The sequence below is a fragment of the Salinispora pacifica DSM 45544 genome, assembly GCF_000378845.1.
GTDB classification, from domain to species: Bacteria; Actinomycetota; Actinomycetes; order Mycobacteriales; family Micromonosporaceae; genus Micromonospora; species Micromonospora pacifica.
Genome location: NZ_KB905359.1, coordinates 2,358,902 through 2,371,642, shown reverse-complemented (window position 1 = coordinate 2,371,642; position 12,741 = coordinate 2,358,902). Strand labels below are relative to the sequence as shown.

General features: G+C 71.2%; 11 protein-coding genes and 1 tRNA gene. 11 read left to right on the top strand and 1 reads right to left on the bottom strand.

The window, feature by feature from the left end; translation table 11 throughout:
* Positions 1–66: 66 nt before the first annotated feature.
* The 9 genes from metG (at position 67) to SALPAC3_RS0110585 (ending at position 9,945) form a co-directional block, all read left to right on the top strand.
* Positions 67–1,869, top strand: coding sequence for a methionine--tRNA ligase (metG, locus tag SALPAC3_RS0110625; RefSeq protein ID WP_018221224.1), 1,803 nt, complete (start codon positions 67–69; stop codon positions 1,867–1,869).
* A gap of 132 nt (positions 1,870–2,001) precedes the next feature.
* On the top strand, positions 2,002–2,244 hold the full coding sequence (locus SALPAC3_RS0110620) for a DUF3311 domain-containing protein (RefSeq protein ID WP_018221223.1): 243 nt from the start codon (positions 2,002–2,004) through the stop codon (positions 2,242–2,244).
* On the top strand, positions 2,244–3,908 hold the full coding sequence (mctP, locus tag SALPAC3_RS0110615) for a monocarboxylate uptake permease MctP (protein WP_018221222.1): 1,665 nt from the start codon (positions 2,244–2,246) through the stop codon (positions 3,906–3,908). The genes SALPAC3_RS0110620 and mctP overlap by 1 nt, the downstream gene beginning before the upstream one ends.
* Before the next feature lie 53 nt (positions 3,909–3,961).
* On the top strand, positions 3,962–4,903 hold the full coding sequence (locus SALPAC3_RS0110610) for a TatD family hydrolase (protein WP_018221221.1): 942 nt from the start codon (positions 3,962–3,964) through the stop codon (positions 4,901–4,903).
* A 79-nt stretch (positions 4,904–4,982) separates the two neighbouring features.
* A complete protein-coding gene (gene rsmA / locus SALPAC3_RS0110605) occupies positions 4,983–5,852 on the top strand; it encodes a 16S rRNA (adenine(1518)-N(6)/adenine(1519)-N(6))-dimethyltransferase RsmA (RefSeq protein WP_018221220.1) in 870 nt (289 codons plus the stop codon).
* A 101-nt stretch (positions 5,853–5,953) separates the two neighbouring features.
* On the top strand, positions 5,954–6,901 hold the full coding sequence (locus tag SALPAC3_RS0110600) for a 4-(cytidine 5'-diphospho)-2-C-methyl-D-erythritol kinase (RefSeq protein ID WP_018221219.1): 948 nt from the start codon (positions 5,954–5,956) through the stop codon (positions 6,899–6,901).
* Positions 6,902–7,000: 99 nt separating this feature from the next.
* The gene (locus tag SALPAC3_RS0110595; RefSeq protein WP_018221218.1) at positions 7,001–8,797 is read left to right on the top strand and encodes an ABC-F family ATP-binding cassette domain-containing protein; all 1,797 of its coding nucleotides are present in this window, start codon (positions 7,001–7,003) and stop codon (positions 8,795–8,797) included.
* A gap of 109 nt (positions 8,798–8,906) precedes the next feature.
* Positions 8,907–9,362 carry a DUF4383 domain-containing protein gene (locus SALPAC3_RS0110590; RefSeq protein WP_018221217.1) on the top strand — a complete coding sequence of 152 codons (456 nt, stop codon included), beginning with the start codon at positions 8,907–8,909 and terminating at the stop codon, positions 9,360–9,362.
* Positions 9,363–9,510: 148 nt separating this feature from the next.
* Positions 9,511–9,945 (top strand): DUF4383 domain-containing protein, encoded by a 435-nt coding sequence (locus SALPAC3_RS0110585; protein ID WP_018221216.1) that lies wholly within the window; start codon positions 9,511–9,513, stop codon positions 9,943–9,945.
* A gap of 26 nt (positions 9,946–9,971) precedes the next feature.
* Here the strand turns inward: SALPAC3_RS0110585 and SALPAC3_RS0110580 are convergent, their stop codons facing one another.
* The gene (locus tag SALPAC3_RS0110580) at positions 9,972–10,655 is read right to left on the bottom strand and encodes a TetR/AcrR family transcriptional regulator (protein ID WP_026185433.1); all 684 of its coding nucleotides are present in this window, start codon (positions 10,653–10,655) and stop codon (positions 9,972–9,974) included.
* 325 nt (positions 10,656–10,980) lie between these two features.
* Here SALPAC3_RS0110580 and SALPAC3_RS0110575 point away from each other — a divergent pair.
* Positions 10,981–11,052, top strand: a tRNA-Gln gene (locus SALPAC3_RS0110575).
* A 98-nt stretch (positions 11,053–11,150) separates the two neighbouring features.
* The gene (glmU, locus tag SALPAC3_RS0110570) at positions 11,151–12,662 is read left to right on the top strand and encodes a bifunctional UDP-N-acetylglucosamine diphosphorylase/glucosamine-1-phosphate N-acetyltransferase GlmU (RefSeq protein WP_026185432.1); all 1,512 of its coding nucleotides are present in this window, start codon (positions 11,151–11,153) and stop codon (positions 12,660–12,662) included.
* Positions 12,663–12,741: the final 79 nt, after the last annotated feature.

Genomic DNA, 12,741 nt, shown 5'->3' with positions numbered 1-12,741 from the left:
CCAGGGCCGCCCGGTCGGGCCTGTTGGTTCGCGGCCCCGCGGCCGGGGTCACTAGGCTTGCTGGTCATGAGTCACGTTCTCGCGGCGGTTGCCTGGCCTTACGCCAACGGCCCGCGCCACATCGGCCACGTCTCCGGCTTCGGCGTTCCCTCCGACGTCTTCGCCCGGTACATGCGGATGGCCGGCCACGACGTGCTCATGGTCTCCGGCACCGACGAGCACGGCACGCCGATCCAGGTGCAGGCCGACGCGGAGGGGGTCACCCCCCGTGAGCTGGCCGACCGCTACAACCGGGTGATCGTGGCGGACCTGCATGGGCTCGGGCTCTCCTACGACCTGTTCACCCGCACCACCACCCGCAACCACTACGCCGTGGTGCAGGAGCTGTTCGAGGGGATGTACCGCAACGGCTACATCGTGCCGAAGACCACCATGGGTGCCATCTCCCCGTCCACCGGTCGGACCCTGCCCGATCGCTACATCGAGGGCACCTGCCCGATCTGCGGCTACGAGAGCGCCCGCGGCGACCAGTGCGACAGCTGCGGCAACCAGCTTGACCCGATCGACCTGCGAAACCCGAGGTCGAAGATCAACGGAGAGACGCCGAAGTTCGTCGAGACCGAACACTTCTTCCTCGACCTGCCGGCGCTCGCCGACGTCCTGGGGCAGTGGCTGGACTCCCGGGAGGGCTGGCGGCCGAACGTGCTGCGCTTCTCCAGGAACCTGTTGGACGACCTCCAGCCCCGGGCGATCACCCGGGACCTGGAGTGGGGTGTGCCGGTCCCGCTCGACGGCTGGCGGGAGCGCGGCGACAAGCGCATCTACGTGTGGTTCGACGCGGTGATCGGCTACCTCTCCGCCTCGATCGAGTGGGCCCGCCGCTCCGGTGACCCACAGGCGTGGCGCCGGTGGTGGTCGGCGGACGGGCCGGGCAAGGATGCCCCCAGTCACTACTTCATGGGTAAGGACAACATCGTCTTCCACTCGGTGATCTGGCCGGCGCTGCTCGCCGGCTACTCCGGCGAAGGCTCCCACGACGGGCAGCCGGGCGAGTTGGGTCGGCTGAACCTGCCCACCGAGGTGGTCTCCAGCGAGTTCCTGACCATGGAGGGGCGGAAGTTCTCCTCGTCGCGGCGCGTGGTCATCTACGTCCGCGACTTCCTGGAGCGCTACGACGCCGACGCGTTGCGCTACTTCATCGCGGTGGCCGGCCCGGAGAGCAACGACACCGACTTCACCTGGGCGGAGTTCCTCCGGCGCAACAACGACGAGCTGGTCGCCGGCTGGGGCAACCTGGTCAACCGCTCCATCTCGATGGCCGCGAAGAACTTCGGCGCGATCCCGCCGGTCGACCCGGCCGGGCTCACCGAAGCCGACGAGGCGTTGCTCGCGGTGGCCCGGTCCGGCTTCGACACGGTCGGCGAGCTGATCGGCCGGCACCGGCAGAAGCAGGCGATCGGCGAGGCGATGAAGGTGGTGGCCGAGGCTAACCGCTACCTCTCCGAGCAGGCGCCGTGGAAGCTCAAGGGCGAGGCGGACCGGCCGCGGATGGGCACCGTCCTGCACGTCGCCCTGCAGGTGGTCAGCGACGCGAACACGCTGCTCACCCCCTTCCTGCCGCACTCCGCGCAGAAGATCCACCAGCTGCTCGGCGGCACCGGGGTGCACGCGCCGATGCCGGTGATCGAGGAGGTTGAGGACCTCGACGGTGGGCCGGCCTACCCGGTGCTGACCGGCGACTACACGGTCGGTGCCCGGTGGGAGTCGGTGCCGTTGGAGGTGGGGCGGGCACTCGAACCGCCCAAGCCGGTGTTCCGCAAACTCGACCCGTCGATCGTGGACGAGGAACTAGCCCGCCTGGCGGGCTGAGCGCTGGTGGCCGCGCCGCTCGCCGCAGCGGAGCCACCGCTCGGCGCAGCGGCCCACCGGCGGCAGGTGATGGTGATCATGCGGTCGTAGTCTCGGCCGGCACACCCAATCACCCGCACCGGAGGTGGGCCGATGGCGACACCCGAACCCAAGACGCCGGCCGCCGCGAAGACCCGGGCGAAGGACAAGAGTCCCTGGAACTGGCTGCTCTTCGTGCCGGTCGTCGTGCCGCTGATCCCAGCGTTCTACAACTCCGACTCGCCCCGGGTTCTCGGCTTCCCACGGTTCTACTGGCTCCAGCTCGCGTACATTCTGCTCGGCGTCGCGGTCACCACGCTCGTGTACCAGCTCACGAAGAGGCGGGGTGACCGCTGATGTGGCGTGATCACGTCACCGAGATCAGCATCTTTACCGCGCTCTTCCTACTGGTGAGCGTCATGGGATTCATCGCATCCCGCTGGCGCGCGCCGAAGGACATGGCCCACCTCGACGAGTGGGGGCTGGGCGGGCGCAACTTCGGCGGCTGGATCACCTGGTTCCTGATCGGCGGCGACCTGTACACCGCGTACACCTTCGTGGCCGTGCCGGCGTTGGTATTCGGTGCCGGCGCGATGGGCTTCTTCGCGGTGCCGTACACCGTCGTCATCTACCCGATGGTCTTCCTGGTGCTCTGTCGACTCTGGTCGGTGTCGCACCGGCACGGCTTTGTCACTCCGGCGGACTTCGTCCGTAGCCGGTTTGACTCGCCGGTCCTTGCGCTACTTGTGGCGATCACCGGGATTGTGGCCACGATGCCGTACATCGCGTTGCAGCTCGTCGGGATCGAGGCGGTGCTCAAGGCCATGGGCGTGACCGGGGAGACTAGCCTGGCTCGGCACCTGCCCATCATCATCGCGTTCGCGATCCTGGCGGCGTACACGTACCAGTCCGGGCTCCGTGCGCCGGCGCTGATCGCCTTCGTCAAGGACGCCCTGATCTACGTGGTGATCCTGGCGGCGGTGCTGTACCTGCCGTACAAGCTGGGGGGCTGGGGAGAGATCTTCGACGCTGCCGACGCGAAGTTCGCGGCATCCCCGAATCCCAACGACGGGATTCTGCTCAACGCCAACAACCAGGTCCAGTACGTCACCCTGGCCTTCGGCTCGGCGCTGGCGCTCTTCCTGTACCCGCACAGCATCACCGGTGTGCTGGCCAGCCGGAACCGGGACGTCATCAAACGGAACATGTCGGCGTTGCCCGCCTACAGCGTGCTGCTGGGGCTCATCGCGCTGCTCGGCTTCATGGCGATCGCGGCCGACGTGCAGCCGCTGCCCGGGGCGACCGCGGGCACGGTGGACAACAACACCATTGTTCCGGTGCTCTTCGATCAGCAGTTCCCGAGCTGGTTCACCGGCGTCGCCTACGCGGCCATCGGCATCGGGGCGCTGGTGCCGGCGGCGATCATGTCGATCGCGGCAGCGAATCTGTTCACCCGCAACATCTACAAGGAGTATCTGCGGCGGGACGCCACTCCGGCCCAGGAGGCGAAGGTCTCCAAGCTCACCTCGTTGGTGGTGAAGATCGGCGCAGTAGCCTGCATCGTCTTCCTCGACCCGCAGTTCTCCATCGATCTGCAGCTGATCGGCGGCGTGATCATCCTGCAGACGCTGCCGGCGGTGGCCCTCGGCCTCTACACCCGCTGGTTCCACCGCGGTGCGCTGATCGCCGGTTGGGCAGTGGGCATGTCCCTGGGAATGTGGATGCTCTACCAGGTGTCCAGCCCGACCCGGAGTCACTTCGGTGGTTCCGCGTTCCCCCTGGAGAGGTTCGGCTTCGACACGACGATGACCATCTACGCCGGGTTCGTGGCCGTGCTGGCCAACCTGTTGGTCGCGGCAGCGCTGACGCTGGTGCTGCGGACCGCGCAGGTGGCCGACGGGGGCGACCGGACCAGCCCGGACGACTACTTCGCCGACGAGGGGGACCCGCGGGTGAGCCTGGGTGATCGCCGGGGCGTCGACGCGGCCCCGGAGTCGGTGGCGGGCGCGAGTGCCGGGTAGCCGATGGTCCGGGTGAACACCGGGTAGCGGGAGACTGCCGGCACTGGTGTGTGATGCTTGCGCCGATGACCGAGCAGACCGAAACCCGTAAGCAGCGCGCGGCTCGGCGGGCCGGGGAGTTCCCGCCCGCGCCCGCGTCGTTGCCCCGACCGGTGCCCGACAGCCACACCCACCTCGACATCACGATCAGTGCGGCCGGGGTCCCGCCGCGCCGGGAAACGGCGGTGTCGGCCGCCGACCCGGGGGCCGACACCGGCCGGGCGGTCGACCCGGTCCAGGCCGCGGTCGAGGCGGCCACGGAGGTCGGGGTGGACCGGTTGGTGCAGGTGGGGGTCGACGTCGACTCGTCCCGGTGGGGGGTGGAGGTGGCCCAGCGCTATCCGGCGGTCGTCGCCACCGTCGCGCTGCACCCCAACGAGGCGCCCCGGTTGGCGGAGCTGGACGAGGCGCTGCGGGTCGTCGAGTCGCTGGCCGGCCAGGACCGGGTACGGGGCGTCGGCGAGACCGGGATGGACTTCTTCCGCACCGGCGAGGACGGGCGGGCCGCGCAGGAGGCCAGCTTCCGGGCACACATCGACATCGCCAAGCGGTACGGCCGGACCCTGGTGGTCCACGATCGCGACGCGCACGCCGACGTGTTGCGGATCCTGGACGACGCGGGCGCCCCGGAGACGGTGGTGATGCACTGTTTCTCGGGCGACGCCGAGTTCGCCCGCGCGTGCGTGCGCCGCGGCTACCTACTCAGTTTCGCCGGCACCGTCACCTTCAGCAGCGCCGCGGCACTGCGGGAGGCCGCCGCGGTGACCCCGCTGGATCACCTCCTCGTGGAGACGGACGCGCCGTATCTCACTCCGGTGCCGCACCGGGGGCGGCCCAACGCGTCGTACCTGATCCCGCTCACCGTCCGCGCGCTCGCCGCCGCCACCGGCAGCGACCTGGACGAGCTCTGCGCTGCCCTCTCCCGTACCGGCGAGCGGGCCTTCGGTCCTTGGTGACGGCGGGGCTGACGGGATTTCGGCGGGAGGTGGCGGGCCCCTGCCCGGGGCGCGCCGGCGTCCACCTACGCTAGCGGGCGTGACCGGTCTCCTCGGCCCGGCGGAGATCCGGGACCTCGCCGCCCGCCTCGGCGTCGCTCCCACCAAGCGGCTCGGCCAGAACTTCGTGCATGACCCCAACACGGTGCGGCGGATCGTCACCACCGCTGGCCTGACCGCCGAGGACGTGGTGGTGGAGGTCGGGCCGGGACTCGGCTCGCTCACCCTCGCGCTGCTGCCGGCCGCCGCGCACGTGCACGCTGTCGAGATCGACCCGGTCCTCGCCGCCGCCCTACCGGAGACCGCCGCCCGGCACGCCGGTCCCGCCGCCGGTCGGCTCTCGGTGCACCGCGCCGACGCGCTTCGGGTCACCGCCGGGCAGCTCGCCGATCCCGCGCCGACCGCGCTGGTCGCCAACCTGCCGTACAACGTCGCCGTGCCGGTGGTGCTGCACCTGCTCGCCGAGTTGCCGACGCTGCGGCATGGCCTGGTCATGGTGCAGAAGGAGGTCGCCGATCGGCTCGTCGCCGGTCCCGGTTCCCGGGTGTACGGCGTGCCGTCGGTCAAACTCGCCTGGTACGCCCACGTTCAGGCGGCCGGGAAGGTGCCGCCGAACGTGTTCTGGCCGGTGCCGAACGTCGACTCCGGGCTGGTCGCCTTCACCCGTCGTGAGCCGCCGGGCGCGGGTGGTTCCCGGGAACGTGTCTTCGCGGTGGTGGACGCCGCGTTCGCCCAGCGTCGCAAAACCCTTCGCGCGGCCCTGGCCGGCTGGGCCGGCGGTGCGGACCGGGCGGCCGCGGTGCTCACCGCCGCCGGAGTGGACCCCGGCGCCCGGGGGGAGGCGCTCCCGGTCGAGCAGTTCGCCGCGATCGCCGCGTCGGCCCCGGCTGCCACTCCCACCGGGCAGTAGGCTGACGCCGTGCCCGTCAAGGAAGTTGGAAAAGCCACGCCGTTGTCCCCGCCCGTCGCGCCGGGGACGGTGAGCCGGGGCTCGGTCTGGGGCGCCATCCCGTGACCGAGGCATGGCGACCGGAGGATGACGAACCGCGAGGTGTCAGCGGGCCGGTCCGGGTACGAGTCCCCGCCAAGATCAATCTGCATCTGGGGGTGGGCCCGCTACGCCGGGACGGTTATCACGAGCTGAACACCGTCTACCACGCGATCTCTGTGCACGACGAGTTGACCGCCCGCCGGGGCGACACCCTCAGCCTGACGATGGCGGGCGAGGGGACCGGCGAACTTGCCCTGGACGAGTCGAACCTGGTTATTCGCGCTGCCCGCGCCCTCGCCAGCTCCGCCGGGGTGCCGCCGCACGCCCGGCTGCACCTGCGTAAGCAGATTCCCCTGGCCGGTGGGCTCGCCGGAGGCAGCGCCGATGCCGCCGCCGCGCTGGTCGCCTGCGACGCGCTGTGGGGAACCGGGCTGTCGCGGGACGAGTTGGCGGAGATCGCCGCCGACCTCGGTTCCGACGTGCCGTTCCTGATCCACGGTGGCACCGCGCTCGGCACCGGCCGGGGTGAGGCGGTCAGCCCGGTACTGGCCCGGCCGACCGTCTGGCACTGGGTCGTCGCGGTCGCCGACGGCGGCCTCTCCACGCCGGTCGCGTACCGGGAACTCGATCGGCTCCGTGAGGCCGGGGCCGCCGGCCCCCCACTCGGCAGCACCGACACCCTCCTCGCCGCCCTCCGGCAATCTGACCCCGGGGTGCTCGCCGCGGCCCTCGGTAACGATCTTCAGGACGCCGCACTCGCCCTGCGGCCGTCCCTGGCCGCCACCCTGAAGGCGGGCGAGGCGGCGGGGGCGCTCGCGGGTATCGTCTCCGGCTCCGGGCCGACCTGCGTCTTCCTGGCCACCGGAGCGGCCGACGCGGAGCGCATCGCCGCCGAGCTGGGCGCCCTCGACGTGTGCCGACACGCGCGCACCGCACACGGCCCGGTCGCCGGGGCCCGGATCGGCTGACCGTCCCCGGCGTCGGCCGCCCGGCGTCCGCGTACCCTTGCTTCGGGCGTCCTTGGCTGCCGATCCGGTGCCGGGCGCCCTGACCATGGAAGGGGTGTAGTGGCCAACATCGTCAACCTGGACCGGGTGTCCAAGGGCTACGGCGCTGCCGGGCCGCTGCTCACCGATGTTTCGCTCGGTCTCGACGACGCCGACCGGATCGGTGTGGTGGGGCTCAACGGCGCCGGCAAATCCACCCTGCTGCGCCTGCTCACTCGGCAGGAGGAGCCGGACGACGGCCGGGTGACCCACCGGCGCGACCTGCGCGTCGCCGGGTTGCCGCAGAACCTGCAGCTCGCCCCCGACGCGACCGTCCGAGACGTGGTCCTGGGCACTGCGTGGCTGGCCGAGGGGATGGGCGCCGAGCACGAGTGGGCCGGCGACGCCGGCGTCCGGGCGGTCCTCGACGGCCTCGGGATGCCGCACCTCGGCCTCGACGCTCCGGTCGGCCCGATGTCCGGCGGCGAGCGCCGCCGGGTCGCCCTGGCCGCGCTGCTGGTCCGCGACGCCGACCTGCTGATCCTCGACGAGCCGACCAACCACCTTGATGTCGGCGGCATCGACTGGCTGGCCCGGCACCTGCTCGCCCGCCGAGGTGCGCTCGTCGTGGTCACCCACGACCGGTGGTTCCTCGACGCCGTCTGTACCACCACCTGGGAGGTCGCCGACCAGACCGTCCGGGCGTACGAGGGTGGGTTCGCCGCCTGGACCCTCGCCCGGGCCGAACGGGAACGGGTCGCCGCCGCCACCGAGGCGCGCCGCCAGAACCTGCTCCGCAAGGAGATCGCCTGGCTGCGGCGCGGCGCGCCGGCCCGTACCGCCAAGCCGAAGTTCCGCATCGACGCGGCGAACGCGCTGATCGCCGACGTTCCGCCACCGCGGGACAGCATGTCGCTGCAGCGGCTCGCCACCGCCCGGCTCGGCAAGCAGGTGTACGACCTGGAGCACGTCCGGTTGGACGCGGGGCCGAAGGAGATCCTGCGCGACCTCACCTGGCAGGTCGGTCCCGGGGATCGGATCGCCGTCCTCGGCCGCAACGGCGCCGGCAAGACCACGCTGTTGCGGATGCTCGCCGGCGTCACCCGACCGGAGCACGGCCGGTTCGTGGCCGGTTCCACCGTGCGTCCCGCGTTCCTCTCCCAGGAACTCGCCGAACTCCCCGGCCAACTGCGCGTTCTTGAGGCGGTCGAGGAGATCGCCCGCCGGGTCCGGCTGGGTGACCGGGAGATCTCCGCCGCCCAGCTCGCCGAGGTCTTCGGCTTCGACGACCGCCGGCTCTGGACCCCGGTGGCTGATCTCTCCGGTGGCGAGCGGCGGCGGCTGCAGCTGCTACGCCTGCTCGCCGGTGAGCCGAATGTGCTCCTGCTGGACGAGCCCACCAACGACCTGGATACCGACACCCTCGCCGCGCTCGAGGATCTGCTCGACTCCTGGCCTGGCGTGATCATCGTGGCCAGCCACGACCGGTACCTGGTGGAACGGGTCGCCGACACCGTGTACGGCATGTTCGGCGATGGCCAGTTGGTGCACCTGCCCGGCGGGGTTGACGAGTACCTGGCGCGGGCCACCGACGGCGGCCGTCCGGTACCGGCGTCCGGTGGTGGGCCAGCGCCGGCGAAGGCGAGCGGGATGTCTGCGGCGCAGGTCCGCCAGGCCCGTAAGGAACTGGCCCGGCTGGAGCGGCAGGTGGGCCGGCTGGAGCAGCGGGAGGCGGAGCTGCTCGACCAGTTGGCCGCGAACGCGACCGACTACGCCCGGGTGGCTGAGCTGGATGCCCAGCTCAAGGAGGTCCGGGGCGAGCGGGAACAGGTCGAACAGGCCTGGCTGACGCTGGCTGACGAGATCCCGGCCGGCTGACCGCCGCCGCGCCGCGGCGTGGTCGCCCCGGGACCGTGTGCGGCGTCACACCGGCCGGTACGGGACAATCGGCGCCGACCCTCACCGTAACGTCGTTGGAGACTCAGCCATGGCCCACACCCCCGTGAACCACCCCGCGCGGCCGATCTACCGGGCGATCGGCGGGCTGACCGGCCTGTACCTGGTCGTCTTCGGCGTGCTCGGTCTCATCGCGACCGTCGGTGACGAGCTCTGGGCCCAGGGCGACACCGCGGTACTCGGTCAGGGCACGAACCTTGGCTTCTCGTTGCTCAGCGTGCTGCTCGGTGGCGCCGTGCTGGCCGGTACGGCGATCGGCCGCAACGTCGACGTGTTGATCAATCAGGGGCTGGGGTACGCGGGTATCGTGCTCAGCCTCGCCGGCCTCGCCTTCCTCCGCACCGAGGCGAACTTCTTCAACTTCAACATCGCCACCGTCCTCGTGCTGATGGTGACCGGCCTGGTCCTGCTGATGGTCGGGATGTACGGCAAGGTCGGCACCGACGCGGAGCAGGAGGCCTGGCAGAAGGCACGGCTGGTGCTCTGACCGTCGTCCTCGGCCACGGAGCCCGCCGCACCCATGGGGCCGCGGCGGGCTCCGTGCCGCCTGCCGGCTACCCGGCCGATTCGCCGTACGCGCGGCCCCGGCCTGGGTGACAATGGCCCCTGGCTGTCGTCGAGTGGTCGGAGGCGTCATGGCGCACATCCCACTGAACCATCCGGCGCGGCCGATCTACCGGGTCCTCGCCGGGCTGATCGGTCTCTACATCCTGGTTTTCGGTGTCTGGGGCGCCGCGCAGACGCTGGGTGACCCGCTCTTCGACCGGGACGGAGAATGGGTGCTCGGTCTCCGCACCAACCTCGCGTTCGCGCTGGCCTCGGTGGTCTTCGGCGCCTTCCTCCTGGTGGGGGCGTCTCGGCGGGGCAACCTCGGCCACTACATGAACCTGATCGCCGGGGTCGTCTTCCTGGTGACCAGCATCCTGATGATGTCGGTGCTGCAGACCTCGGCCAATGTCCTCAGCTTCTCGATGTCGACCGTGATCGTGTCGATGCTCTTCGGGCTGATCCTGCTCGGCACCGGCCTCTACGACAAGGTCGGGCCGGTGGAGCCCGCCGAGACGGAGTAGGCCGCCGCCCGGAACCGGTCGATGACTCAGCGTCTCCGGACGGTGATCAGGCCGGGCTTCGGCTCGAGGTGGGACAGGCCGTTCCAGGCCAGGTTCACCAGGTGCGCCGCCACCGTCTCCTTGCCCGGCCGGCGTACCTCCAGCCACCAGCGGCCGGTCAGCGCCACCATTCCCACCAGGGCCTGGGCGTAGAGTTCGGCCAGTTTCGGGTCGTACCCGCGGCTGGAGAACTCGGCGCCGAGGATGTGCTCCACCTGGTGCGCGACGTCGTTCATGACGCTGCTGAAACTACCCGTTGACGACATCAGGGGTGACTCCCGGACCAACACCCGGAACCCGCTGTTCTCCTCCTCGATGTACGTGAGCAGGGTCAGCGCGGCCTGTTCGAGCAGTTCCCGCGGGTGGCCGGCGGTCAGGGCGGTGGTGATCCGGTCGAGCAGGCTGCGGACCTCCCGGTCCACCACCACCGCGTACAGCCCCTCCTTGCCGCCGAAGTGCTCGTACACCACCGGTTTGGAGACCTTCGCCCGAGCCGCCACCTCCTCGATCGAGGTGGCGTCGAAGCCGCGTTCGGCGAAGAGCTGGCGCGCGGTCGCGATGAGTTGTTCGCGCCGCTGTGCCGCCGACATGCGTACCCGTGCGGTTTTGCCGGCCGCTGCGGCTCCCCGGCGCCGACCGGGGTTGTGGTCGCTGCCCAGGCCATTCATTATGTCGTCACCTCATCGGGGCTCGGTGCCGTCCAGTCTTGGGGTCGAGTCGGTCACCGGCCATCCGGTCGTGCGTCGAGCCCGTTACCGGCCATCCTGTCAGGTCGGCTCGGGCGCGGCGCTCGACGGCCGGTCGGGTCCGGTGCCGCGGCGCGGCACCGGACCCGCGCTGACCCCACCACCCGGTTGGCCCTAAGTTGGCGGGGACTATCGTGGTTGTCGGTAATTCGGCCTGCGGCCGGGCGCTGTCCGGACGGATCGCAGGTATGATCACCGAGCTGTTCCGGATCGTGGGTCTGCCCGACCACGCGTCCGGACGACATGGCGATGGGGTGTGGGGTAACGGCAACCCGCAGGCCTTTGGAGCCTTGAGCTCCTGGTTCGAATCCAGGCACCCCAGCTCCTGCCACCGGTCAGCATGGTGCAGGCCCCGCCGATGCCGGGTTGATCTGGTTAGCATGACCGCGAGACTGTCGCCGCACCGACGGGAGCCCTTCCGTGTCCCAGCAGCCCTCTCCCCGTACCGTCGTGGTGCTCGCCGCCGGTGCGGGTAAGCGGATGAAGTCCGGGCTTCCGAAGGTGCTGCACCCACTACTTGGCCGCACGCTCGTCGGCCACGTGCTCGGCGCTGCCGAGCCGCTCGCCGCCGACCGCACGGTGGTCGTGGTCGGCCACGGCGCCGACCAGGTCCGGGCCCATCTGGCGGAGATCGTCCCGCAGGCCACCCCGGTGCTTCAGGCCGAACAGCTCGGCACCGGGCACGCGGTACGGGTCGCGTTGGCCGCCGTCCCGGAGAGCAGCGGCACCGTGGTGGTGCTCAACGGTGACGTGCCGCTGCTCCGCCCGGAGACCCTCGGCGGGTTGGTCGAGGCGCACGAGCGGGCGGGCGCCGCGGCGACGGTGCTGGCCGCTGAGGTACCCGACCCGACCGGGCTCGGCCGGATCGTGCGCGACGCCGACGGTCAGCTCCAGCAGATCGTGGAGCAGCGCGACACAACCCCCGACCAGCGGGAGATTCGGGAGATCAACGCCGGCATCTACGCGTTCGACGCGGCCCTGCTGCGGGACACGCTCGGCAAGCTGTCGACCGGCAACGCCCAGGGCGAGGAGTACCTGACCGACGTCTTCGGCCTGCTGCGGTCGGCGGACGAGCCGGTCGCGGTACACGTGGCGCCGGACCACATCGAGACGCTGGGCTGCAACGACCGGGTGGAGTTGGCCGGGCTGCGGCGACTGCTGCGTGACCGGGTCAACGAAACCTGGATGCGCAGCGGGGTCAGCCTGCTCGACCCGGCGACCACCTGGATCGACGTGACCGTGGCGTTGGACCGGGACGCGGTGGTGGACCAGAACACCCAGCTCCGGGGCGCCACCGTGATCGGTGCCGGTGCGCAGGTCGGCCCGGATGTCACGTTGGTGGACACCCTGGTCGGGCCCGGCGCCACCGTGGTCCGCAGCCACGCGGTCGGAGCCGAGATCGGCCCGGCGGCCAGCGTCGGCCCGTACGCGTATCTGCGGCCGGCGGCGCGGCTGGCCGAGAAGGCGAAGGTGGGCACCTTCGTCGAGGTGAAGAACTCCGAGGTCGGCGTGGGGTCGAAGGTCCCGCACCTGACCTACGTCGGGGACGCCACGATCGGCGAGCAGAGCAATATCGGCGCGGCGACCGTGTTCGTCAACTACGACGGGGTACGCAAGCACCGCACCGTCATCGGTGACCACGCCCGTACCGGCGCGGACAACATGTTCGTGGCGCCGGTCGAGGTCGGCGACGGGGCGTACACGGCGGCCGGTTCCGTGATCGCCGAGGATGTGCCGGCCGGGGCGATGGGGGTGGCCCGGTCGCGGCAGCGCAACATCGAGGGCTGGGTGCTCAAGCGGCGGGCCGGCACCGCCGCCGCGGCGGCTGCCGAGCGGGCCGGGCGGGCCGGTGGCCCGGGAGCGTCTTCCGGGGCGACGGCAAGTGAAGGTGAGGTAATGCACGCGGGGACCGAGCCGGCGGGTGGGGCGTAGGGCACCGGGGATACTGCAACCGACTCGCTCCGGCCCACCACCGCGCCGGGCACCACCAACCAACAGGAGCAGACGGGCC

Excerpts from the sequence above, each read along its gene's own strand:
- metG (WP_018221224.1), top strand. The coding sequence starts at position 67 with ATGAGTCACGTTCTCGCGGCGGTTGCCTGGCCTTACGCCAACGGCCCG.
- SALPAC3_RS0110620 (WP_018221223.1), top strand. The coding sequence starts at position 2,002 with ATGGCGACACCCGAACCCAAGACGCCGGCCGCCGCGAAGACCCGGGCG.
- mctP (WP_018221222.1), top strand. The coding sequence starts at position 2,244 with ATGTGGCGTGATCACGTCACCGAGATCAGCATCTTTACCGCGCTCTTC.
- SALPAC3_RS0110610 (WP_018221221.1), top strand. The coding sequence starts at position 3,962 with ATGCTTGCGCCGATGACCGAGCAGACCGAAACCCGTAAGCAGCGCGCG.
- SALPAC3_RS0110590 (WP_018221217.1), top strand. The coding sequence starts at position 8,907 with ATGGCCCACACCCCCGTGAACCACCCCGCGCGGCCGATCTACCGGGCG.
- SALPAC3_RS0110585 (WP_018221216.1), top strand. The coding sequence starts at position 9,511 with ATGGCGCACATCCCACTGAACCATCCGGCGCGGCCGATCTACCGGGTC.